The 22,055-nt window shown below is 57.4% G+C and carries 22 protein-coding genes and 1 riboswitch; of the genes, 9 read left to right on the forward strand and 13 right to left on the reverse strand.

Features of this window, described 5'->3' with window-relative positions:
• Nucleotides 1-13: 13 nt before the first annotated feature.
• Both AC07P6_RS01705 and AC07P6_RS01710 read right to left on the reverse strand, forming a co-directional pair.
• Nucleotides 14-1,027, reverse strand: a complete 1,014-nt coding sequence (locus tag AC07P6_RS01705) for a magnesium transporter (RefSeq protein ID WP_182235202.1) — start codon at nucleotides 1,025-1,027, stop codon at nucleotides 14-16.
• A gap of 56 nt (nucleotides 1,028-1,083) precedes the next feature.
• Nucleotides 1,084-1,267, reverse strand: a riboswitch (M-box (ykoK) riboswitch).
• Nucleotides 1,268-1,364: 97 nt separating this feature from the next.
• Nucleotides 1,365-2,279 (reverse strand): LysR family transcriptional regulator, encoded by a 915-nt coding sequence (locus tag AC07P6_RS01710; RefSeq protein WP_478315529.1) that lies wholly within the window; start codon nucleotides 2,277-2,279, stop codon nucleotides 1,365-1,367.
• Between the two features lie 102 nt (nucleotides 2,280-2,381).
• Here AC07P6_RS01710 and AC07P6_RS01715 point away from each other — a divergent pair, with 102 nt between their 5' ends.
• Nucleotides 2,382-3,290, forward strand: a complete 909-nt coding sequence (locus tag AC07P6_RS01715; RefSeq protein ID WP_110274856.1) for a DMT family transporter — start codon at nucleotides 2,382-2,384, stop codon at nucleotides 3,288-3,290.
• Here the strand turns inward: AC07P6_RS01715 and nikR are convergent.
• The 7 genes from nikR to AC07P6_RS01750 all read right to left on the reverse strand — a co-directional run bounded on the left by nikR (nucleotide 3,285) and on the right by AC07P6_RS01750 (nucleotide 9,815).
• Complete coding sequence (gene nikR, locus AC07P6_RS01720) at nucleotides 3,285-3,701, reverse strand: nickel-responsive transcriptional regulator NikR (protein WP_142670538.1); 417 nt, start codon at nucleotides 3,699-3,701, stop codon at nucleotides 3,285-3,287. The two genes, AC07P6_RS01715 and nikR, sit on opposite strands and share 6 nt — an antisense overlap.
• Before the next feature lie 3 nt (nucleotides 3,702-3,704).
• Nucleotides 3,705-4,475 (reverse strand): nickel import ATP-binding protein NikE, encoded by a 771-nt coding sequence (gene nikE, locus AC07P6_RS01725; RefSeq protein WP_478315530.1) that lies wholly within the window; start codon nucleotides 4,473-4,475, stop codon nucleotides 3,705-3,707.
• Complete coding sequence (gene nikD, locus AC07P6_RS01730) at nucleotides 4,472-5,236, reverse strand: nickel import ATP-binding protein NikD (protein WP_478315531.1); 765 nt, start codon at nucleotides 5,234-5,236, stop codon at nucleotides 4,472-4,474. Before nikD ends, nikE begins: the two co-directional genes overlap by 4 nt.
• Nucleotides 5,236-6,069, reverse strand: a complete 834-nt coding sequence (gene nikC, locus AC07P6_RS01735; protein ID WP_478315532.1) for a nickel ABC transporter permease subunit NikC — start codon at nucleotides 6,067-6,069, stop codon at nucleotides 5,236-5,238. Before nikC ends, nikD begins: the two co-directional genes overlap by 1 nt.
• On the reverse strand, nucleotides 6,066-7,010 hold the full coding sequence (gene nikB, locus AC07P6_RS01740; protein WP_478315533.1) for a nickel ABC transporter permease subunit NikB: 945 nt from the start codon (nucleotides 7,008-7,010) through the stop codon (nucleotides 6,066-6,068). Before nikB ends, nikC begins: the two co-directional genes overlap by 4 nt.
• The gene (gene nikA, locus AC07P6_RS01745; protein ID WP_478315534.1) at nucleotides 7,010-8,578 is read right to left on the reverse strand and encodes a nickel ABC transporter substrate-binding protein; all 1,569 of its coding nucleotides are present in this window, start codon (nucleotides 8,576-8,578) and stop codon (nucleotides 7,010-7,012) included. The genes nikB and nikA overlap by 1 nt, the downstream gene beginning before the upstream one ends.
• A 379-nt stretch (nucleotides 8,579-8,957) precedes the next feature.
• Entirely contained in the window at nucleotides 8,958-9,815 is an 858-nt protein-coding gene (locus AC07P6_RS01750; RefSeq protein WP_181484572.1) for a LysR family transcriptional regulator, read from the reverse strand.
• Between the two features lie 97 nt (nucleotides 9,816-9,912).
• On the opposite strand from AC07P6_RS01750, the gene AC07P6_RS01755 reads away from it, so the two are divergent.
• The 8 genes from AC07P6_RS01755 (at nucleotide 9,913) to arnF (ending at nucleotide 18,198) form a co-directional block, all read left to right on the forward strand.
• On the forward strand, nucleotides 9,913-10,419 hold the full coding sequence (locus AC07P6_RS01755) for a phenolic acid decarboxylase (RefSeq protein ID WP_478316929.1): 507 nt from the start codon (nucleotides 9,913-9,915) through the stop codon (nucleotides 10,417-10,419).
• A 400-nt stretch (nucleotides 10,420-10,819) separates the two neighbouring features.
• On the forward strand, nucleotides 10,820-11,959 hold the full coding sequence (gene arnB, locus AC07P6_RS01760) for a UDP-4-amino-4-deoxy-L-arabinose aminotransferase (protein WP_478316930.1): 1,140 nt from the start codon (nucleotides 10,820-10,822) through the stop codon (nucleotides 11,957-11,959).
• 1 nt (nucleotide 11,960) lies between these two features.
• A complete protein-coding gene (gene arnC / locus AC07P6_RS01765) occupies nucleotides 11,961-12,944 on the forward strand; it encodes an undecaprenyl-phosphate 4-deoxy-4-formamido-L-arabinose transferase (protein ID WP_182235194.1) in 984 nt (327 codons plus the stop codon).
• A complete protein-coding gene (gene arnA / locus AC07P6_RS01770; protein ID WP_478315535.1) occupies nucleotides 12,941-14,926 on the forward strand; it encodes a bifunctional UDP-4-amino-4-deoxy-L-arabinose formyltransferase/UDP-glucuronic acid oxidase ArnA in 1,986 nt (661 codons plus the stop codon). The genes arnC and arnA overlap by 4 nt, the downstream gene beginning before the upstream one ends.
• Nucleotides 14,923-15,825, forward strand: coding sequence for a 4-deoxy-4-formamido-L-arabinose-phosphoundecaprenol deformylase (gene arnD / locus AC07P6_RS01775; protein ID WP_182235192.1), 903 nt, complete (start codon nucleotides 14,923-14,925; stop codon nucleotides 15,823-15,825). Before arnA ends, arnD begins: the two co-directional genes overlap by 4 nt.
• Entirely contained in the window at nucleotides 15,825-17,480 is a 1,656-nt protein-coding gene (arnT, locus tag AC07P6_RS01780) for a lipid IV(A) 4-amino-4-deoxy-L-arabinosyltransferase (protein WP_478315536.1), read from the forward strand. The genes arnD and arnT overlap by 1 nt, the downstream gene beginning before the upstream one ends.
• Nucleotides 17,477-17,815 carry a 4-amino-4-deoxy-L-arabinose-phosphoundecaprenol flippase subunit ArnE gene (gene arnE, locus AC07P6_RS01785; protein WP_182235190.1) on the forward strand — a complete coding sequence of 113 codons (339 nt, stop codon included), beginning with the start codon at nucleotides 17,477-17,479 and terminating at the stop codon, nucleotides 17,813-17,815. Before arnT ends, arnE begins: the two co-directional genes overlap by 4 nt.
• On the forward strand, nucleotides 17,815-18,198 hold the full coding sequence (gene arnF / locus AC07P6_RS01790) for a 4-amino-4-deoxy-L-arabinose-phosphoundecaprenol flippase subunit ArnF (RefSeq protein ID WP_182235189.1): 384 nt from the start codon (nucleotides 17,815-17,817) through the stop codon (nucleotides 18,196-18,198). Before arnE ends, arnF begins: the two co-directional genes overlap by 1 nt.
• Before the next feature lie 260 nt (nucleotides 18,199-18,458).
• On the opposite strand, the gene AC07P6_RS01795 is transcribed toward arnF, so the two are convergent.
• The 4 genes from AC07P6_RS01795 to AC07P6_RS01810 are packed head-to-tail and all read right to left on the reverse strand — an operon-like array spanning nucleotide 18,459 to nucleotide 22,055.
• Entirely contained in the window at nucleotides 18,459-19,688 is a 1,230-nt protein-coding gene (locus AC07P6_RS01795; RefSeq protein WP_478315537.1) for a beta-ketoacyl-ACP synthase, read from the reverse strand.
• Entirely contained in the window at nucleotides 19,685-20,416 is a 732-nt protein-coding gene (locus AC07P6_RS01800; protein WP_478315538.1) for a 3-ketoacyl-ACP reductase FabG2, read from the reverse strand. Before AC07P6_RS01800 ends, AC07P6_RS01795 begins: the two co-directional genes overlap by 4 nt.
• Nucleotides 20,413-20,889, reverse strand: a complete 477-nt coding sequence (locus tag AC07P6_RS01805; RefSeq protein ID WP_478315539.1) for a hotdog family protein — start codon at nucleotides 20,887-20,889, stop codon at nucleotides 20,413-20,415. Before AC07P6_RS01805 ends, AC07P6_RS01800 begins: the two co-directional genes overlap by 4 nt.
• Entirely contained in the window at nucleotides 20,886-22,055 is a 1,170-nt protein-coding gene (locus tag AC07P6_RS01810; RefSeq protein ID WP_478315540.1) for a beta-ketoacyl-[acyl-carrier-protein] synthase family protein, read from the reverse strand. The genes AC07P6_RS01805 and AC07P6_RS01810 overlap by 4 nt, the downstream gene beginning before the upstream one ends.

Raw genomic sequence — 22,055 nt, forward strand, 5'->3', positions numbered from 1 at the left:
CCGGGCGAAATAATCAATTCAGCCCAAGAAAATACTGGGCGATTTTGAAGTAGATAATCAGTCCGGTGCCGTCGATAAGGGTGGCGATAAACGGTGCTGAAACCACCGCTGGATCGATGCCGAGGCGCTTGAGCGTCAGCGGGATCACCGACGACACCACCGCGCTCCACAGGGTAATGCATACCAGCGTCAGGCTGACAATTAGCGTGATTTCCATGCCGATGCCCATCATCCACGCGCGCAGGCAGCCCGCCAGACCGAGAGTGATAGCTATCAGCAACGAGGTGGAGACCTCTTTACGGATTACGCGCCCCATATCCCGCAGCCGCACTTCCCCAAGCGCCATGGAGCGCACCAGGGTGGAGGTGATCTGCGTCCCGCTGTTGCCACCGGTACCAATCAGTAGCGGAATGAAAAAGGCCAGCGCAATCGCTGACTCCAGCGCTTCTTCAAAATGCTGCAATACGCTGCTGGTGTAGGCTTCGGCGACGAACAGCAGCAGTAGCCAAACCGAACGCTTTTTCCAGAGCGCCCACGGGCTGGTTTCCAGATACGGCTTTTCCAGCGGCAGCGTTGCTCCCTGACGCTGGGCATCTTCAGTCACATCGTCTTCCAGCAGATGGGCAATCTCTTTTTCCATCAGGCAGCCAACCAGCTCGCCCTTTTCGACTACCGGTACCAGGTCGAGACCACGCTCGGCCAGTTCGGCGACCACCTGCGGGCGCTCGTCGTCAGGCCTGACACGAAACAGACAGCTATCCATTAAATAACGAATGGATTGAGCGGTATCGCTCTCCTGGAGCAGCTTTTTAATCGACAAGCTACCGCGCAGTTTTTTTCCGGCGACAACAAACACCTGGCCTGGGATCTCATCGCCGGCAAGCTGAGAAACGAATAGCTCTCGCGCTTCATGAACGCTGAGATGCTCCGGCAGAGTAATGAAATCGGTACGCATGTACTGGGCGATCGCGTCGCCGTCAAAAGCAGAGATAGCCTGATGCGCGGCGCACAGTTGAATTGAAGACATGGTGTAATTCCCTATAAAAAATCACTCATAGGGGCGAACAAGACAGGATGAGCACAGGCAGATCCCTACGTCCTGGTTTTAGCACTGCACAACGTATCTGTCCGGCATGAATGCCGTCAGAAGTTACCTTGGCAACACCTTGATTCGATGGAAGCCTGTATTTCCCTGAGTGGTCTCTCTCGATACCAGCAGGGCGGTAACTTATATTTATGCAGGAGCCTCGCCATAACGAGATCGTTAAATGAGGCGTAATTATTAGCGAAGGTGGATAATTCACCAAGCGTATAATTCATATGGTTTATTAATTGTTGAGAAAGCCCGACTGCTTTTTAGCGGATCATGGCTGACCGTCAAAGCGATGTATCGCCTGACGCAGGAAATCCACTACGCGCCGGGCTTCGGGCCGTAGTGCCGTTTGCCGCAGGCTCGCCACTCCGACGTCCATCCACGTCATACAATCGTCGACCGTGCGTCGCATCACGCGCAGTCCCTCAAGCGACCAGGGACGCCAAACGAGGTCCGAAAGGATCGTGACGCCCTTACCCTGTGAAACAAAAGTGCGGATAGCCTCGAAGGAGTTGGTACGGTAGCGAATATCCGGCTGCCCGCCGCGCTGCCGCCAGACGTCAAGGATCACGGTGGGGTAATCATCGGTCTCAAGCAGCAAAAACGGGACCTTTGCGATATCAGCCAGCCGCAGTTCCGGCTGGCTGAGTAAAGGGTGACCGATTGGCGCCCACAGACGACGCAGGGAGCGCAGGAAAGTATCGATCGTCAGATCATCATCGTGGCGAATGTTTGACGTCAACACCAGGCAAAAGTCGACCTCTTGCTGATGTAAGGATGTTATCAGCGCCTGAGATGAACCTTCCTGAAAATGGATCTCCAGCAGCGGGAAACGGCGCTCCAGTTCGCTATAAATGCCGGGTAGCAGATAGGCCGAGAGCGTTTCAGCGATGCCTACCCGCACGCTGCCGGTGGTCATTTCCGGCTGATTGTGCAGGTCGTTAATCGCGGCTTCGCTATCAGAGAGGATTTTGCGCGCATGGCTCAGAAAGCGTTCCCCGTCGACGGTCAGCTCAATACCCTTCGGATGGCGAACAAAGAGCTGCGTGTTCATAATCGTTTCCAGATTACGCATCGCGACCGTCATCGATGACTGAGAGATATGGCAACGCCCGGCGGCTTTTGAGATTTGTAGCGTCTCGGCCAGCGCGACGTAGAATTCCAGCTGTCTTAGGGTGAACTTCATAGTTTCAAACTATACGCCTGAATGAAAACTTTATATTAGCACTGGCTTATTCGTGAGCAGTACCCTGAATGGCATAGGTTTAAGGTAAATCAAGGAGTTTGTATGCCTTATCTTCTGCTCGCGCTGGCGGCCTGCTTCTGGGGTGGTAATTATGTGATTGGTCACCTGCTGGTATCGCAGGTTGACCCTATTGTGCTATCAGCACTGCGCTGGTGGGCCACAGCTATCCTGCTGATGATGCTCTACTTTCGCCAGGTTAAACAGCAGTGGCCAGCGATAAAACAGGCGAAAGGGATTGTTTTCTTTCTGGCACTGTGCGGCCAGGTTTTATTTCCCCTGACGCTCTATGTCGGTCTGCAATATACCTCATCATTGAATGCGGCAATTTATTTATCGACGACCCCGGCGATGGTGCTACTGATTAATCGCTTTATATTCCACGAGCGTATTTCGACGGGAAATGTCGCGGGCGTAATATTAAGTTCCTGCGGTGTTATCTGGCTTATTTTGCAGGGAAACGTCACGGACTGGTCAACTTTGCGCAACCTGAATCGGGGCGATCTCTGGACTATGGGCTCGGCGATGAGCTGGGCGGCCTACTGCGCTTTTTTGCGCCTGAAGCCAAAAGAGGTGGCCGGTAATGGCTTTGTCGCCGTCAGCGCCTCGGTGGGGGCGATTATGCTGCTGCCGGTTTTGATGGCGAATACGCTACAGGCGGCCGATCTGGATTTAGCACCTTACCTGTCGCTGAATTTCCTTCTCGGACTGGCTTATCTGGTGATTTTCCCTTCCTGGCTCTCTTACCTTTTGTGGAATAAAGGCATTGCGGCGATTGGCGCCACGCGTGGGGAGGTGTTCTCGCACCTCATTCCGCTCAGCGGCGGCCTGTTCAGCATTCTCTTTCTGCACGCGCCGCTCTATACGTACCACCTGATCAGCGCGCTGGCGATTATCTGCGGTATTACCCTGTGCTCGCGTTCGCGCCGGGTTAGTGAGTCCCACGCTTTATGAGTGGGAGAGATCGTCCTCCGTCGGCAAACACTGCAAATGACCGTGGCGCACGCCGCGTTGGGCGATGACATCATCGGCAAAATGCTGAACATCGCCCATATCGCCTTTCAGCACGGCAATCTCCAGGCAGTCGTCGTGGTTGATGTGTACGTGCAGGGTGGCGACGGAGAGATCGTGATGTTGATGCTGGGTGGAGACTAAACGGCTGGCTAAATCTCGCTTCTCGTGTTCATAAACATACGAGAGCACCGCGAATCCCTGGGTACCGTGCTCCTGGGTGGTTTCCTGAGCCAGCGCGCCGCGCAGAATATCGCGGATCGCTTCGGAACGGTTGTTGTATCCACGGCGCTGGCTCAGACTATCCAGCGTTTCGAGTAAATCGTCATCAAGGGTGATAGTGACACGTTGCATCTGTTAGACCTTATTACGGCGTACGGGAAAGGCGGGAAGTACCGCATTTTGTAACACGCGACCGGCGTTGGAGGAAAAGGTTAATCTGTCGCCCACGGTCTGCGTCTCGACGATTTGCCCCTCGTCCATCACCATCACCCGCTGGCAAAAGCGCTCCACCAGACGTAAATCGTGGGTGATAAACAGGCAGGCGGTGCCGAACTGCTGTTGTAGTTTTTTGAGCAGACGAATGATGCCCGCCTGAAGTACCAGATCGAGATTCGACACTGCTTCATCCAGAATAAGCAGCTTAGGTTCTACCGCTAACGCCCGAGCCAGGCAGACGCGCTGGAGCTGCCCGCCGCTCAGCTGCGTTGGCCGTTTGTCGAGCACGCTATCGTCGAGGTCCACCGCATTGAGCATTTCTCTTGCCCGGGCCAGTTGTTCCTGTTTCGTTAATGACAGCAGATGGCGCATCGGTTCACGCAAAATCTCACGCACCGTTTTACGCGGATTCACCGCGCTGATGGAATCCTGAAACACCATCTGAATATCCCGGCGAAATGCTTTTTGTTTGCTGCGATTGAGGTGGGCGAGCGTCTCGCCGCGCCAGCTGACGCTGCCCTCGGTGGGTGATTCCAGCCCAACCAGCAGGCGTGCCAGCGTGCTTTTTCCGCAGCCGCTGCGTCCCAGCAGGGCGACGGTTTCGCCGTTTTTCAGCGCTAAAGAAACCTCTTTTAGCACCGGTAAGTTTGCGTATTGGTGCGAGAGCGTAGAGACGCTAAGTAATGTCATAAGGTCAGCTCCAGCCCATACAGGGCGAGATGTGCGGCAACCAGATTGCGGGTGATGGGGTGCTGTGGCGCGTTGAAGATGGTTTCGACATCCCCCTGTTCCACGATCTTGCCGTTATCCATCACCGCTACGTCGTCCGCCAGCCGCGCGACGACGCCCATATCGTGAGTGACCAGCAGCATTCCGGGTGCACGGCTGCGCATTATGCTCTCCAGCAGATCGAGAATGCGCGCCTGGGCGACGACGTCCAGATCGGTGGTCGGTTCATCGGCGATAATAAACGGCGCATCGCACAGCAGCGCCATCGCAATCATCATCCGTTGGAGCATGCCGCCGCTCATCTCAAAGGGATAAAGCTTCAGCACGCGTTCTGCCTGCTCCAGCCCCACGGCCTCTAACGCACTGATAAGCGTAGCGTCATCTGATGGTTTGCCTAATGCCCGGCAGGTTTCCCGCGCGTGAGCCGCCATAGTATGCAGCGGATTAAAGGCGCTGCGCGGGTTTTGCATAATGGTGGCGATTTTCACACCACGCAGTTCGCTGGAGGCGACCGGTTTGCCATCCGTGAGGATAACTCCTGCCGTTTGCCGCACGCCGGAAGGGAGAATATCCAGCGCCGCCGCGCAGGTGAGGGATTTTCCGCTGCCGCTGCCGCCGACCAGCGCCAGCACGCGTCCGCGTTTGAGCGCCAAAGAAACGCCGTGTACCAGTGGTTGTTCAGCCAGTAACGTAATGTTTTGCAGTTCAATCTGTTGCGGCATCAGTGGGCATGCTCCGTTTCCAGATGGGGGTCGAGATGATCGCGCAGCGCGTCACCCACCATATTAAAGGCCATCACGGTGATAAACAGCGCCAGCCCCGGCCAGAACATTTGCAGCGGCTGCGTCCAGATGTACTGACGCGCGTCGTTAATCATCACGCCCCACTCCGCCGTCGGCGCGGTCACACCGAGGCCGAGGAACGACATTCCGGCGACGTGCAGCATCATGTGGCCGATATCCAGCGTCGCCAGCACCAGCAGCGAGGGGATCACCGCGCCCGCCAGATGGTCGATAAACACGCGCACGTGGCTCGCGCCGGAAAGCCGCGAGGCGAGGACAAACTCGCGCTGGCGCAGGGAGATTGTCAGACTGCGCACCATCCGCGCGTACCATGCCCAGTGCGACAGGGCGATGGCGATAATCACGTTGGTTAGCCCCGTACCTAACACACCTACCATAAAGAAGGAGAGGATCGAGGTCGGGAAGGTCATAAACATATCCGCGACGCGCATGGCGGCCTGATCGATGCGGCCGCCAATCAGCCCCGCGCTGCCGCCGACGATCAATCCCAGCGCCAGAACTAACAGCAAACAGGCCATCACCGAACCAAGCGATACGCGAGTGGCCGCCAGCAGGCGTGAGAAAATATCGCGTCCCAGATGGTCGGTGCCCAGCCAGTGCTGATTATCGGGAGCAAGCAAACGTGACGGTAAATCAATAGCCTGCGGGTCGTACGGTAACCACCACTGGCTGGTGAGCGCAATCACCGCCAGCAGGGCAATCATGATTAAAGAGAGGCGTACGGGCCAGCGCGATGAGAGGAAAAAGTTCACGAGTGCGCTCCTTCATGGCGGCGAATGCGCGGATCCAGCGCGGCGTTCAGCAGGTCAACAATCAGGTTACAGACCACAAAGACGGTGACCATCATCAGCGTAAAACACTGAATGACCGGGTAGTCGCGGTTAAATATCGCCGACACGGCATAGCGTCCCACGCCGGGCCAGGCAAAGATATTCTCGATGATCATGGTGCCACCAATCAGCTCGCCGATATGCATGCCGACGGCGGTGATCATCGGCAGCGAGGCGTTACGCAGGATATGGCGACGCTCGATTTGCTTGTCGTTGAGACCGCGCAGCCGCGCCCAGGTCACGTGACGCTGCCCGGCGACCTCCAGCATGCTGGCACGTAGCAAACGGGCGTTAATCGCCAGCGACATAAAGGCAATCGACACCGCTGGCAGAATGAGATGCTGCCAGCCGCCGTAGCCCAGCGCGGGCAACCATTGCAGATATACCGAGAAGAGCATCACCAGCAGAAAGGCGAGCCAGAAGTTGGGCATTGAGACGCCGAGGAAAGCGATAACCCGCACAACAAAATCCGGCAGACGGTCACGATGACGCGCCGCCCAGATGCCGAGCGGTACCGAGGTGAGTAGGATCAGTATCAGCGCTGCGCCCGCCAGCTCCAGCGTGGCAGGAAGGAAGGTCAGCATATCATCCAGTACCGGACGTTGAGTCGCGAACGAGATGCCAAAATCCAGGTGCAGCGCCTTCCACAGCCAGGAGCCGTACTGCACGATAAGCGGCTGATCCAGACCCAGCATCACCCGCGTGGAAGCGACCATCTCCGGCGTCGGCGGCAGGTTCGACAGGCGCAAATAGTCGAGCGCCGGGTCGCCGGTCCCCAGGCGCAGCATTAAAAAGATAATCACCGAGGCGGCGAAAATCATCGGGATCAGCAGCGCCATGCGCCGCAACGCGTAACGCAGCATCAGGGTTTCACCGGTTTAATCTGTTCAAACGGAATTTCAGACGCAATCGGCGCGTAGGGAATCGCGCCCAGCTCCGGTCTGGCGACCACCATCATTGAGACATAGCTGATGGGCAGGTAGACCGCGTCGTCGTGCAGACGGGTCAGAATGTCGCGATATAGCGCCTGGCGCTGGGTTTCGTCGCTGGTTTCCAGCACTTCGCCAATCTCTTTATCAATGATCGGTTTATCGACTAAACCCTGCTGTGCCTGAAAATCAGCATGAGACGGGACGCGCATCGAACTCATAAAGGCGTGGGGGTCGTACGGCGCGCCCCAGGTACGGTTGAAAATCATGCCGAAGCGACCGTCGCGCTGGCGGGCATAAATACTGCTCTCTTCCTCGCCGACCAGCGCTACGTCGACGCCAATCTGGTGCATATCGGCCTGGATAATTTCGGCCATCGACTTGCTTAGCGCGTCGGTGCCAATAAACGATAACTCAATGCGCAGCGGCTGACCGTTTTTCTCACGGATCGCTTTGCCTGCGGGCATTATCCAGCCCGCTTTTTCCAGCAATGCTTTTGCCTGCTGCGGGTCGTAATGGCGTGGTTTCAAGCCAATATTCGCGTAGGGGACGGTGGGAGAAAACAGCGTATCGGCTACCTGCTGGGTGCCGTATAGGGCGTTATCGACAAGCGATTTTTTATTTACCGCGTAGTTCAGCGCTTCGCGTACTGCCAGCTCGTTAGTCGGTGCCTTTGCGGAGTTGAGCGCCAGCATCACCGTTTCAATCGGCTGCGAAAGCTGGGTTCGATACGCCGGGTTGTGGCTAAAGCGCGCGAAGGTATCCAGCGGCAGCAGCCCTTCGTTGCCGTACAACAGGTCAATATCACCGGTCTCAAACGCCACCGCGCGGGTGGTCGGGTCCGGGATCACCTTGACGGTAATCTTTTGAATCTGCGGTTTTTCGCCCCAGTAGCGGTCGTTACGTACCAGCACATCGTACTGATTGAGCTTTGACTCTTTTAGCATCCACGGGCCGGTGCCGATCGGCGCTTTAATGCCGTGCAGGGTCTCGTTATCTTTAAACTGCGACGGGGCGATAAAGCGGAAAGGGCGCGGCAGCGCCAGCTCCTGCAGAAATGGGTAATAAGCGCTTTTCAGGGTAATTTGCAGCTCGTTTTTGCTGAGCGCCTTGACGTCGACTATCTGATTGACCAACTCCAGCCAGGCATGGCGTTGACGGTTATCAAGTACCGCGCGAAAGTTCTCTGCCGCAGCAACGGCGTCAAAGGCTTCGCCGTTTGAGAATTGCACATCGTCGCGCAGGGCGAAGGTCCAGATTTTACCGTCCGCCGAATGTGTCCAGCTTTTTGCCAGCCACGGGGTAACCGAACCGTCTGCCTGATACTTCACCAGCGGTTCATACACCATGCTCTGGGCGAACATCTGGTTGGGCGTATAGAGGTGCGGGTTGAGCGGGCCGACGTTAACCGGCCAGGCGGTGGTGATTTCGTTGGGGGCGGCATTGGCCAGCAAAGGTGCGCAGGCGATTAGCGCCAGCAGGGCGGAGCGGATGATAGACAAGGCTTTAGTCTCAGCGACAGGAAAGTATGACGATTTTAAGGATTCATCATACTTTCAGCGTAAGCTGGATCAATATTTGGCCTGAAAGTATAAGAAAACAGTATATATATTTTGACGGTATGAAATGGAGAACAAGCCTGCCGCAGCTCCGGCACATCTCCCGGAGGCGGCGCTTGACGCGCCTGTCCGGGCTACCGGCCCGCAGACGGCTGTGAACCCGTAGCCCGGTCAGCGCAGCGCCACCGGGACGAAGCAGCGCCGGTGTATCAGGTTCGGCACATCCCCCGGAGGCGGCGCTTGACGCGCCTGTCCGGGCTACCGGCCCGCAGACGGTTGTGAACCCGTAGGCCCGGTAAGGCGTCAGCCGCCACCGTGCGCTTTATGTTCTGAACAGATCGAGCAGCGTGGCGACCTGCTCATCAATCGGCGTTAAATCACGCTTAACGATCAGGTGCAGCGGCGTTGCTCGCCGTGCGCCGTGGCCCAGCGGCAGCGCTTTCAGCACCCCCTGTTTGAGCTGTGAACGAATGCGCTCTTCCGGCAGCCAGCCGAAACCAACCTGATATAACACCGCATCAATGGCGGCATCAATAGTAGAGAACGTCCACGCATCGCGGACGGATTGCGGGTCGTTGCTGCGGTCAGCGATGCGCACCAGCGGCCAGGGCGCCAGCGCATTATCATCCAGCGGCCCCTCGAATGCCGAAAGCGGGTGATCGCGATGGGCGACGGCGACAAAATCGATATTCATCAGCCACTCGCCGCGCCCGGTAATATCCTGACGGCGGGTGAGCACCATCACGTCGGCTTCGCTGCGCGCCGGGTGTTCCTCCTCAACATTTTCCAGTACTTCGGTCAGCCTGACCTGGGTTTGCGGATAGCGTTGTTGAAACTGGCGCAGAATGGCAAACAGCCGCTCGCGGGGGAAAATGCTATCGACCAGCAGATCCAGCCGGGTGCGTGCGCCGTCGCGAAGGGTGGCGGCATGGGTTTCAACATAAGAAAAGGCCTGCAACAGCGGCTTGACCTGGCCGAGCAGCAGCTTGCCCGCCGGGGTGAGTACTGCGCGGCGGCCAGAAGGCGTGAGCAGCGTAACCCCCAGCCGCTCCTGCAACAGCGCAAGGTTATAGCTCACCGAAGACTGGCTGCGGTGGGTCTCTTCCGCCGCCTTCGCAAAGCTACCCAGCTCAACAACTTTTTCCAGTAGCGCCCATTGCTCGAGGGTGGTCTTGTGCATGGCTAATCTAAAAAGTGGATGTATTTAATCCAAACATAGCGTTATTTATCCATTTTTTAAAGCAGTATGCTTGTTCTCAACAAATAGAGGAGAACAGATTATGAGCACTTTCGACAAACATGACCTGAGCGGTTTTATCGGCAAACATCTGGTTTATACCTACGATAACGGCTGGAACTACGAGATTTACGTTAAAAACGCCACCACCCTGGATTACCGAATCCATAGCGGGATCGTGGCTAATCGTTGGGTGAAAGATCAGCAGGCTTACATCGTTCGCGTGGGTGAAAGCATCTATAAAATTTCCTGGACCGAGCCGACCGGTACCGACGTGAGCCTGATTGTTAACCTTGGCGATAAACTATTCCACGGCACCATCTTTTTCCCGCGCTGGGTGATCAACAATCCGGAAAAAACCGTCTGCTTCCAGAACGATCATATCCCGCTGATGGTCTCTTACCGTGAAGCTGGTCCAGCCTATCCGACAGAAGTGATTGATGAGTTTGCCACTATTACGTTTGTTCGTGATTGCGGTGCGGATAACGACGAAGTGATTAATTGCCCGGCGAGCGAATTACCTGATAACTTTCCTGCTAACTTGTAATACGGTAGAAATAATTTTGTGATTCTACTGGTTTTTTTATATTTCGCAGACCATGTTTAAAGGTAGTTTATTGGAACCTGGTTTAATGTTCGTTTACTTTTCGCTAGTGCGTTCCTGCTGTCCCCCCCCCTCTGGCAGGAGCGCTAAACCTCATTAAGTCCCGAAAAAACACTCTATCTCAATGATTTTTAACAAAATCGTAATGTATATCTAATTAATATTAATTTCTTAATATTATCCTAAGCAAACCTGTCTAAATTTAATAGCATCTAAATATCCTGTAATGAAATGCGCCATCAAACTGATTTCGCTTTCATTTTCATTTTGTTTAAGTCAGCAGGTGCAGGATATTTCTTATCGACCCCGTTCCTCGTCGGGTCATTTACAGAACAGGAAAATGATGAGCGATTTTTTGCCGTTTTCGCGCCCGTCGATGGGCGACGCAGAGCTGGCTGCGCTGCGTGAAGTTTTGCAATCGGGCTGGATCACCACCGGGCCGAAAAATCAGGCGCTGGAAGAGGCGTTCTGTACGTTAACTGGCAACCGCCACGCTATCGCGGTCAGTTCGGCGACCGGCGGGATGCACGTCACGCTCATGGCGATGGGAATCGGTGCGGGCGATGAAGTGATCACCCCTTCCCAAACCTGGGTCTCCACACTGAACATGATCTGCCTGCTTGGCGCGACCCCGGTGATGATCGATGTCGATCCCGATAATCTGATGGTTACCCCTGAAGCGGTGGAAGCGGCGATCACTCCGCGTACTAAAGCGATCGTTCCCGTGCACTATGCGGGCGCGCCGGTGGATATCGACGCTATTCGCGCTATTGGCGAGCGGCACGGAATTGCGGTGATTGAAGACGCTGCCCACGCGGCAGGGACGTACTACAAAGGCCGCCATGTCGGCTGGCGCGGTACCGCCATCTTCTCGTTCCATGCGATCAAAAATATGACCTGCGCCGAAGGCGGGTTGGTGGTGACCGACGATGACGAGCTGGCGACGCGCATTCGCAGCCTGAAGTTCCACGGTCTCGGCGTTGATGCCTACGACCGCCAGACTCTGGGCCGCGCTCCGCAGGCGGAGGTGATCTCGCCGGGCTTTAAATACAATCTGGCGGATATCAACGCTGCGCTGGCTCTGGTGCAGCTGGATAAACTGGCCCACGCCAATCTGCGGCGCGCCAAAATTGCCCAACGCTACTTGAGCGAACTGGCGGATACCCCATTCAAGCCGTTGGCGATACCTGATTGGGAACATCAGCACGCCTGGCACCTGTTTATTATCCGCGTTGACGAGGCCACCTGCGGTATCAGCCGCGATGCTCTGATGGAAAAACTGAAAGCCATGGGCATCGGCACCGGACTGCACTTTCGCGCGGCGCATACGCAAAAGTATTACCGCGAGCGTTTCCCTGAAGTTTCATTACCGCATACGGAATGGAACAGCGCGCGCATTTGTTCCATCCCGCTATTTCCAGATATGACCGATGACGATGTCACTCGGGTGATTTCCGCACTACACCAGCTTTCAGGACGTTGATATGTTTAGCTATCCTCCCGTGAAAAAGGTCTCGGTGGTTATCCCGGTTTATAACGAACAGGAGAGCCTGCCGGAGCTTATCCGCCGTACCGACACCGCCTGCGCGACGCTCGGACGCCAATATGAAATTCTGCTGGTCGACGATGGCAGCAGCGATGACTCGGCGCGGATGTTAACCGAAGCCGCCGAGGCCGAAGGCAGCCACGTGGTGGCGGTGCTGTTGAACCGTAACTATGGCCAGCACTCGGCGATTATGGCGGGCTTTAGCCATGTGACCGGTGACCTGATTATTACCCTCGATGCCGACCTGCAAAATCCGCCGGAAGAGATCCCCCGACTTGTAGAGAAAGCCGACGAGGGCTACGACGTGGTCGGTACCGTTCGCCAGAACCGCCAGGATACCTTTTTCCGTAAAAGCGCCTCGAAGATGATCAACCGTCTTATCCAGCGCACTACCGGTAAAGCGATGGGCGATTATGGCTGCATGCTGCGCGCCTATCGCCGCCACATTATCGACGCGATGCTCAACTGCCATGAGCGCAGTACGTTTATCCCGATCCTGGCGAATACCTTCGCCCGTCGAGCGGTTGAAATCCCGGTAATGCACGCCGAGCGTGAATTTGGTGATTCCAAATACAGCTTTATGCGCCTGATTAACCTGATGTACGACCTGGTCACCTGCCTGACCACCACGCCGCTGCGCCTGCTGAGCCTGTTCGGCAGCGTTATCGCCCTGCTGGGCTTTGGTTTCGCCATCCTGCTGGTGGCGTTGCGCCTGGTGTTTGGCCCACAGTGGGCGGCAGAAGGGGTGTTTATGCTGTTCGCCGTGCTGTTTATGTTTATCGGTGCTCAGTTCGTCGGCATGGGCCTGCTTGGGGAGTATATCGGCCGCATCTATAACGATGTCCGCGCTCGTCCCCGCTACTTTATTCAACGTGTTGTTCGCCAGCCGGAAACGGCATCTCAAGAGGAAGATCGTTCATGAAAGCTGTAGTCTTCGCTTATCACGATATGGGTTGTGCAGGTATTCAGTCTCTGCTGGATGCCGGTTATGACATCGCCGCTATTTTTACCCATCCGGACAACCCTGGCGAAAACCATTTCTTTGGCTCCGTGGCGCGTATTGCCGCAGAGCAAGGCATTCCGGTGTGGGCGCCAGAAGACGTGAACCATCCGCTGTGGATCGAACGTATCCGTGAGATAAAACCGGACGTGCTGTTCTCGTTCTATTACCGCAACCTGCTGTGCGATGACATTCTGAATCTCGCGCCGCAGGGGGCTTTCAACCTGCACGGTTCACTTCTGCCGAAATACCGTGGCCGAGCGCCGCTGAACTGGGTGCTGGTGAATGGTGAAAGCGAAACCGGCGTGACGCTGCACCGGATGGTTAACCGCGCGGACGCCGGGAATATCGTGGCGCAGAAAAGCGTGGCTATCGGCGCAGATGACGCGGCGCTGGTTCTGCATCGTAAACTTTGCGCTGCGGCATCCGAACTGCTGGGCCAGGCGCTGCCGGCTATCCGCGACGGTAAAACCGAAGAGCGTGCACAAGATGAAAGCCAGGCGACCTACGTGGGTCGCCGCACGCCGGAAGATGGTCGCCTCGATTGGGAGCAATCCGCTCAGACGCTGCATAACCTGGTGCGCGCGGTCTCCGATCCGTGGCCGGGCGCGTTCGGCTACGCCGGGGCAAATAAGTTTATCGTCTGGAAATCTCGCGTGCGTCAGGATCTGAACGCTGCGAAACCGGGTACGGTGATTTCCACTGCGCCGCTGGTTGTTGCCTGTCAGGAAGGGGCGCTGGAAATCGTCACCGGGCAGACCGAACGCGGCGTTTATATGCAGGGTACGCAACTGGCGCAGGCGCTGGGCCTGGTTGCTGGCGCGGTGCTGAGCAGCAAGCCGGTCGTGGCGATTAAGCGCCGCACCCGCGTGCTGATCCTCGGGGTGAACGGCTTTATCGGCAACCACCTGACCGAGCGCCTGTTGCAGGACGACAACTACGAAATTTACGGCCTGGATATTGGCTCTGACGCTATCAGCCGTTTCCTCGATAATCCGCGTTTCCACTTTGTGGAAGGCGATATCAGCATTCACTCCGAGTGGATCGAGTACCACATTAAGAAGTGCGACGTCGTGCTGCCGCTGGTGGCGATTGCGACCCCAATTGAGTACACCCGCAATCCGCTGCGCGTATTTGAATTGGATTTTGAAGAGAACCTGAAGATCATCCGCGACTGCGTGAAATACGATAAGCGCATTATCTTCCCGTCGACGTCCGAAGTGTACGGTATGTGCACCGACAATAACTTCGATGAAGATAGTTCGAACCTGGTGGTCGGGCCGATCAACAAACAGCGCTGGATTTACTCGGTTTCTAAGCAGCTGCTGGACCGCGTGATCTGGGCCTATGGCGATAAGAACAACCTCAAGTTTACCCTGTTCCGCCCGTTCAACTGGATGGGGCCGCGTCTTGATAACCTCAACGCCGCGCGTATCGGTAGCTCCCGTGCCATCACTCAGTTGATCCTTAACCTGGTCGAAGGTTCGCCAATCAAGTTGATTGAGGGTGGTAAACAGAAGCGTTGCTTCACCGATATCAGCGACGGTATCGAAGCGCTGTTCCGCATTATCGAGAACAAAGATGGCCGTTGCGATGGGCAGATTATCAACATCGGTAATCCGGATAACGAAGCGAGCATCAAAGAGCTGGCGGAAATGCTGCTGGCCTGCTTTGAGCGCCACCCGCTGCGCGACCGCTTCCCGCCGTTTGCCGGCTTCCGCGAAGTCGAAAGTAGCGATTACTACGGTAAAGGCTACCAGGACGTTGAGCACCGTAAGCCGAGCATTCGCAACGCGAAGCGCTGCCTGAACTGGGTGCCGACGGTGGAGATGGAAGAGACGGTGGAACACACTCTGGACTTCTTCCTGCGCACGGTTGAACTGGTGGACGACAACAAATCATGAGACAGGTCGGCTTACGCATAGATGTCGATACCTTTCGCGGGACAAGGGACGGGGTCCCGCGGCTGCTGGCTCTGCTGGGGCAGCGCGGGATTCAGGCAAGCTTCTTTTTTAGCGTCGGGCCGGACAATATGGGGCGTCATTTATGGCGCCTGGTAAAACCGAAGTTTCTGTGGAAGATGCTGCGTTCAAAGGCCGCTTCGCTGTACGGCTGGGATATCCTGCTAGCCGGTACCGCCTGGCCGGGGCGCAGAATTGGTGCGGGTAATGAAGAGGTTATCCGCGCCGCCGCGCAGGAGCATGAAGTGGGCCTGCACGCCTGGGATCACTATAGCTGGCAGGCGTGGAGCGGCGTCTGGCCACAGGAGCGGCTGGCGCTGGAAGTTGAACGCGGGCTGCTGGAGCTGGAGCGGATTATCGGTCGTCCGGTGGCCTGCTCCGCCGTTGCGGGCTGGCGGGCCGATCAGCGGGTCATCAAGGCCAAAGAGGCTTTTGACTTCCTCTACAACAGCGATTGTCGGGGAACGGGTCCCTTCCTACCGGTGCTGGGCAACGGCGCGCCGGGAACCGTGCAAATCCCGGTGACGTTACCGACCTGGGATGAAGTGGTCGGCAGCGCAGTGGATATTGCGGGCTTCAACCGCTATCTGCTGGATTGTATCCATCGCGATACGGGTACTCCGGTCTATACCATCCATGCTGAAGTCGAGGGGATTGCCTTTGCTCAACAGTTTGATGAACTGCTGACCATGGCCGCTCAGGAAGAGATTCAGTTTTGCCCGCTAAGCCAGTTGCTGCCCGCCGATTTTAGCGTGCTGCCGCGAGGCAAAGTGGTTCGTGGAGAGCTGGCTGGCCGGGAAGGCTGGCTTGGACGTGAACAATTACTCAATTCGGGTGTTTGATGAAAAGCATTCGCTACGGTGCGGCTCTGGTCGCTCTTTTTGCCCTCTACTATTTACTGCCGCTCAACTTCCGCCTGCTTTGGCAGCCGGATGAAACCCGCTATGCGGAAATCAGCCGTGAGATGCTGGCGACCGGCGACTGGGTGGTGCCGCATTTCCTCGGCCTGCGCTATTTTGAAAAACCCATCGCCGGATACTGGATTAACAGCATTGGCCAGTGGCTATTCGGTCACAATAATTTTGGCGTCCGCTTCGGGGTCGTGTTCTCTATTACCGTCACCGCCCTGCTGGTGGCCTGGCTGGCGTGGCAGATATTTCGCGATAAACGCCTGGCGATCCTGTCGCCGGTTATCTTCCTGACCGCGCTGCTGGTCTACAGTATTGGCACCTATGCGGTACTGGACCCGATGATTACCATGTGGATGGCGCTGGCGATGTGCAGCTTCTGGGGCGCGGCACAGGCCAAAAACCACAGTGGCAAAATCGTTGGTTATGTCTTACTGGGCGTGGCCTGTGGAATGGGGGTGATGACCAAAGGTTTCCTCGCGCTGGCGGTGCCGGTGGTCGGGGTATTGCCGTGGGTGATTGCGCGTAAGCGCTGGCGCGAAGTGCTGACCTACGGCTGGCTGGCGGTGGGCGTCTGCGTGCTGGTAGTGCTGCCGTGGGGGCTTGCCATCGCCAAACGTGAACCGGACTTCTGGCGCTACTTCTTCTGGGTGGAACATATCCAGCGTTTTGCTGAAAAAGATGCCCAGCATAAAGCGCCGTTCTGGTACTACATTCCGTTCCTGATTGCCGGGAGCCTGCCGTGGCTGGCGCTGCTGCCGGGAGCGCTCAAGCGCGGTTGGACCGAGCGCGATGAATCACGCGGGGCGCTGTATCTGCTGGGATGGGTGGCGATGCCGTTCCTGTTCTTCAGCATTGCCAAAGGTAAGTTGCCAACCTATATCTTGCCGTGTTTCGCTCCGTTGTCGATTCTGATGGCGCGCTACGCGCTGGATGCGGCGAAGTCCGGGGCGAAAGCGCTGAAAATTAACGGCATGATCAACTTAGGCTTCGGTCTCATTGGCCTGGTCGCCGTGCTGGTCGTTTCGCCTTGGGGGTTTATGCATCAGCCGGTGTGGAACCATATTGAGCTGTATAAGTGCCTGTTGGCGGCGCTGATTTTTGGTTGCTGGGCGCTGATGGGCTGGATGGCGATGAAGGACAATGGCCGCCGCTGGACCTTAGCCGCCATCTGCCCGCTGGGGCTGGCGCTGCTGGTGGGTTTTGCTATCCCGGACCGGGTTATCGACAGCAAGCAGCCGCAGTTCCTGGTGGATATTGTCAGCGAGTCGCTGACGCCGAGCCGCTACGTTTTGACCAATAACGTCGGTATTGCTGGCGGGTTGTCATGGGAGCTAAAGCGCAGCGATATTATATTGTTCGACAAGCAGGGCGAGCTGAAGTACGGCCTGTCCTGGCCGGATGCCCAGAGCCAGTTTGTGGATAAAGAACAATTTGCCGATTGGCTGGCTGCGCACCGCCAGCAGGGGCCGATTTCACTGGTTCTGCTGATGGACAAAGGAGAGAGTATGGCCGACTTACCGCTACCCAAACCTGATAACTCCTATGAGCTAGGCCGGGTGGTGTTTATCCAGTACCTGCCGCAATGAGCGTCTGGATCTGTCTGATTTTCGCCAGCCTGCTGAGCTGCGTCGGACAGCTGTGCCAGAAACAGGCGACCCGCCCGTCTAAATCCGGACGGCGCGGGCACCATATCCTTGGCTGGTTGGGATTAGCATTGCTCTCCCTGGGCTGCAGCATGCTATTGTGGCTTAGCGTACTGCAGTCTATCCCGGTCAGCATTGCCTATCCGATGCTGAGCCTGAACTTTGTCTGGGTGACCCTTGCTGCGTGGGGGATCTGGCGCGAGCCGGTGGCGCGCCGCCACTGGGTTGGCGTAGGGCTGATCGTCGTCGGGATCGTTATTCTGGGGAGCCGCATCTGATGGGCTTAATCTGGGCGTTATTTAGCGTGGGTTTAGTCAGCGCCGCACAGCTGCTGCTGCGCAGCGCGATGGTCGAACTGCCGCCGCTGACGGATTTATTCACCTTTCTTAATCATCTGCTGCATCTGCGGGCGGGGACCTTCGGCCTGGCGTTTGGCCTTTTCGGCTATCTGCTGTCGATGGTCTGCTGGTACTTCGCTCTGCACCAATTACCGCTGGCGAAGGCTTACGCGCTGCTCAGTCTGAGCTACATTCTGGTGTGGGCCGCCGCCATCTGGCTCCCCGGCTGGTATGAGCCTTTCCACTGGCAATCGTTATTGGGCGTGCTGCTGATTGTCGCCGGGGTACTGACTATCTTCTGGCCAGTGAAGCGCCGGGGCTGATGCATCGGCGCGGCTTCGTCCCGGTGGCGCTGCGGCTTCCCGGGCTACGGGTTCACTGCCGTCTGCGGGCCGGTAGCCCGGACAGGCGCGTCAAGCGCCGCCTCCGGGAAATGTGCCGGGCCTGATGGTTCGGCGCAGCTACTTCCCGGCTCGCGCTACGCTTAGCCGGGCTACAAGTGCGTGCAGTTTGGTAGCCCGGACAAGGCGCGTCAAGCGCCGCCTCCGGGAAATGGGCCGGCGCTATTCCCAAAAGCTATCTCTCAGGGCCAGCGCTTGATCACCAGCGAGGTGTTGATGCCGCCAAAAGCGAAATTGTTGCTTTGCAGGAACTCGCAATCAATCTTGCGGGCTTCACCCATGATGTAATCCAGTGCGCCGCAGTTAGCATCCGGACGGTTTAAATTGAGCGTCGGGGCAAACCAGCCTTCGCGCATCATTTGCAAACTCATCCAGGCTTCCAGCGCCCCGCAGGCACCCAGCGTATGACCAAAATAACTTTTCAGTGACGAGATCGGCACGTTGTCGCCATAAATCGCCGCCGTTGCCAGACTTTCTGCAATATCGCCGCGGTCGGTAGCCGTGCCATGAGCCGAAATATAGCCGATATCCCGCGCGTTTAAGCCCGCCATTTTCAGCGACTGCTCCATGCAAATCTGCATCGTCTCGCGCTGTGGCTGGGTGATATGCGCCGCATCGCAGTTGGTAGCAAAACCGATAATCTCGCCGTAAATCGTCGCGCCGCGCGCTTTGGCGTGCTCAAGCTCTTCCAGAATCAACGTGCCTGCGCCTTCGCCTATTACCAGCCCGTCGCGATGTTCATCGAACGGCGAGGGCGTGGTTTTCGGTTCGTCGTTACGCTGGCTGGTGGCGAACAACGTATCAAACACCGCCGCTTCCGATGGACACAGCTCTTCCGCGCCGCCGGCGACCATCACCGTTTGGTAGCCATGATGAATCGCTTCCCATGCGTAGCCAATCGCCTGACTGCCAGAGGTGCAGGCGCTGGAGGTGGGGATCACTCGCCCACGCAGGCCGAAGAATAACCCGGTGTTGACGGCGGTGGTGTGCGGCATCATCTGCACGTAAGTGGTGCCGGTAATATTATTGGTGTGCTTTTCGGTCAACATGGTAGCGAATTCGCTCACCGGACCGGTGCTGCCGGTTGACGAGCCGTAGGCGATGCCGGTTTCACCGTTGGTCAGCACCGCATCGCCAATTAGCCCGGCCTGCTCCAGCGCCAGTTCGGTCGCGCGGGTGGACATCAGCGACACGCGACCCATAGAGCGAATACGCTTGCGGGTATAGTGCTCCGGTGGGGTGAAATCATCGACCGGCGCGCCCAGCAGCGTGTGCAGCCCGTCATAAACCTGCCACTCCGGCATTTTGCGCACTGCGTTTTCATACGCCTGCAGCCGGGCGGAAACGGCTTGCCAGCTTTCGCCAAAGGCGGTAACGCCGCCCATCCCTGTGATCACGACGCGACGTGTCATAACATCCCTCCATTGATAGAAATCACCTGACGGGTGACGTAACCCGCGATATCTGACATTAAATAGCTGGCAAGCCCGGCCACTTCATCGGCCTGGCCCATCCGTTTCATCGGGATCATCGACATGGCTTCTTTCAGCGCGGCCTCTTCCATTTCGATCATCCCGGTATCAATCAGCCCCGGCGCGATGCAGTTGACGGTAATTTTGCGTTTTGCCAGCTCAATCGCCAGCGCTTTGGTGGCTCCGATGATACCCGCCTTGGCGGCGCTGTAGTTGACCTGTCCGCGATTGCCCATCACGCCGGAAACCGAAGACAGCGTGATGATGCGCCCACCCTGACGAGCGCTAATCATCGGCATCATGCACGGCTGGATAACGTTATAGAAGCTGTCGAGGTTGGTGTGGATCACCGCATCCCAGTCGTTATCGCTGAGCGCCGGGAAGGCGGCATCGCGGGTAATGCCGGCGTTGCTGACGATGCCGTACCAGGCACCGTGCGCGTCGTTATCTTGCTCCAGCACTTCTCGACACTGCTCGCGGTTGGCGACGTCAAAGGCCAGCAGACGCCCAGAGCCTCCAGCAGCGAGGATTGCATCCAACGTCTCCTGGGCACCTTGTGCATCGCGATGATAGTGGACGCCGACCACAAAGCCGTCCGTCGCCAGCTGGCGGGCGATGGCGCGACCAATGCCCTTGCTGGCGCCGGTAACCAAAACTGAACGACTCATGCGGACGCTCCTTGTTGAAATAGGGTGTTAAGTTCTTCCGCTGTCGGCTGGAAGGTGTTGACGCGACCGCTTGCCAGCATCTCTTCACCGGCCTGAATGGCGCATTCAAAGCTGCCAAAACGTGCATCTTGCATCAGTAGCGTGACGTTAATATCCAGCGTCAGGCCACCTGGTAATATTCCCGCCGCACAGACTAATTCACGCGCCCCGAGCACCATGCCCAGCGAGATACTGGCCTGACCCGCCTGATGACGGTGCCAGCCGGACCAGACGCCAACGGTCTGCGCCATCAGCTCCAGGGCGAACCAGCCGGGCAGATTGCCTGCTGTATCAAGAAACGGGGCCAGCACGCCATTGGGCGATACCGTGACGCGGCAGGTAGCGGAGTCGTCCGTCACGCTAACCACTTCTTCAAGCAGCAGCATCGGCGCATCGTGAGGCAGATAGTCTCCGGGCGCTAAATAGTGGCTCATGGCATTCTCCCGAGCAGGATACTGGCGTTATTGCCGCCAAAGGCAAACGAGTTTGACAGGATGACCGGGCGCGGTAGCGGTTGCTGGCGCTCGATAATCCCGCAGGCAGGCAGCGTTTCATCGCGCGGCGACTGGCGGAAATCCTGCGGCGGCAGCGGCAGGTCGCGCTGCAAAATCAGCATACTGATGGCGGCTTCGGTAATACCTGCCGCGCCCAGCGTGTGTCCGGTCAGGTGCTTGGTAGAACTGCACGGAACGCGCTCGCCAAACAGCCCGTTTACCACGTTGGACTCAATTTTGTCATTCAGCGGCGTGGCGGTGCCGTGCAGATTGATATAGCCCACCTGCTCCGGCGTTAGCCCTGCGTCGTTCAGCGCCTGACGAATGGCGCGAATCGCCCCTTCGCCCTGCGGATGCGGAGCCGAAATATGGTACGCGTCGCTGGATTCGCCGACGCCCAGCAGCGCAATCGGCTGCGGTTCGCGGGTCAGCAGCATCAGCGCCGCGCCTTCACCGATAGTAATCCCGCAGCGGTCGCGACCAAATGGCTGGCATAACGTTGGCGAGAGTGATTCCAGGCTGTGGAAACCGTTGATGGGCATCCGGCTGAGCGTGTCCGCCCCGCCGACAATCGCCACGTCCGCTAGCCCTGATTCAATCAGGCGGCGTCCGCTCATGATCGCGCGGGCGCTTGAGGAGCAGGCGGTAGAGAGCGTAAACGCCGGGCCGTCTAATGCCAGCCAGTGGCTGAGAAAGCGCGACGGGTCGCCCAGCTCCTGCTGCGGGTATTGCCAGGCGCTGCTCGCTTTGCCGTTGAGCGTGAGATCAACATGCACGTCGCCTTCGTCCAGCCCGGAGGTGCTGGTGCCGAGCACCACGGCAACGCGGTCGCGACCAAACTGCGCAATGGCGTCATCTACCTGCGGCTGGATTTGCGCGAGCGCAGCCAGCAGCAGCTGATTATTGCGCGAACGGTGGGCGCTAAACTCATCGGGAATCGTAGGCAGTTCACCGTCGACGCCGGCTAAAACTGCGTGCGGATGGCCCTGAAGCCAGCCGGTGCGCGGGCGCATACCGGGAGCCACGCCGCGCGTCAGATTGGCGGCGATTTCATCGGCGTTGTTGCCCAGCGCGTTAATCATGCCAACCGCAGAAATGTAGATCAT

Source organism: Klebsiella sp. GFKo11, assembly GCF_056490265.1.

Bases quoted from the DNA above. Each gene is read 5' to 3' on its own strand.
- AC07P6_RS01705 (WP_182235202.1), bottom strand. From the start codon at position 1,027: ATGTCTTCAATTCAACTGTGCGCCGCGCATCAGGCTATCTCTGCTTTT.
- arnD (WP_182235192.1), top strand. From the start codon at position 14,923: ATGAGACAGGTCGGCTTACGCATAGATGTCGATACCTTTCGCGGGACA.
- AC07P6_RS01810 (WP_478315540.1), bottom strand. From the start codon at position 22,055: ATGATCTACATTTCTGCGGTTGGCATGATTAACGCGCTGGGCAACAAC.
- AC07P6_RS01715 (WP_110274856.1), top strand. From the start codon at position 2,382: ATGCCTTATCTTCTGCTCGCGCTGGCGGCCTGCTTCTGGGGTGGTAAT.
- arnE (WP_182235190.1), top strand. From the start codon at position 17,477: ATGAGCGTCTGGATCTGTCTGATTTTCGCCAGCCTGCTGAGCTGCGTC.
- nikB (WP_478315533.1), bottom strand. From the start codon at position 7,010: ATGCTGCGTTACGCGTTGCGGCGCATGGCGCTGCTGATCCCGATGATT.
- AC07P6_RS01795 (WP_478315537.1), bottom strand. From the start codon at position 19,688: ATGACACGTCGCGTCGTGATCACAGGGATGGGCGGCGTTACCGCCTTT.
- arnB (WP_478316930.1), top strand. From the start codon at position 10,820: ATGAGCGATTTTTTGCCGTTTTCGCGCCCGTCGATGGGCGACGCAGAG.
- AC07P6_RS01805 (WP_478315539.1), bottom strand. From the start codon at position 20,889: ATGAGCCACTATTTAGCGCCCGGAGACTATCTGCCTCACGATGCGCCG.
- nikE (WP_478315530.1), bottom strand. From the start codon at position 4,475: ATGACATTACTTAGCGTCTCTACGCTCTCGCACCAATACGCAAACTTA.
- arnF (WP_182235189.1), top strand. From the start codon at position 17,815: ATGGGCTTAATCTGGGCGTTATTTAGCGTGGGTTTAGTCAGCGCCGCA.
- arnA (WP_478315535.1), top strand. From the start codon at position 12,941: ATGAAAGCTGTAGTCTTCGCTTATCACGATATGGGTTGTGCAGGTATT.
- AC07P6_RS01710 (WP_478315529.1), bottom strand. From the start codon at position 2,279: ATGAAGTTCACCCTAAGACAGCTGGAATTCTACGTCGCGCTGGCCGAG.
- nikD (WP_478315531.1), bottom strand. From the start codon at position 5,236: ATGCCGCAACAGATTGAACTGCAAAACATTACGTTACTGGCTGAACAA.
- arnT (WP_478315536.1), top strand. From the start codon at position 15,825: ATGAAAAGCATTCGCTACGGTGCGGCTCTGGTCGCTCTTTTTGCCCTC.
- arnC (WP_182235194.1), top strand. From the start codon at position 11,961: ATGTTTAGCTATCCTCCCGTGAAAAAGGTCTCGGTGGTTATCCCGGTT.
- nikR (WP_142670538.1), bottom strand. From the start codon at position 3,701: ATGCAACGTGTCACTATCACCCTTGATGACGATTTACTCGAAACGCTG.
- AC07P6_RS01800 (WP_478315538.1), bottom strand. From the start codon at position 20,416: ATGAGTCGTTCAGTTTTGGTTACCGGCGCCAGCAAGGGCATTGGTCGC.
- AC07P6_RS01750 (WP_181484572.1), bottom strand. From the start codon at position 9,815: ATGCACAAGACCACCCTCGAGCAATGGGCGCTACTGGAAAAAGTTGTT.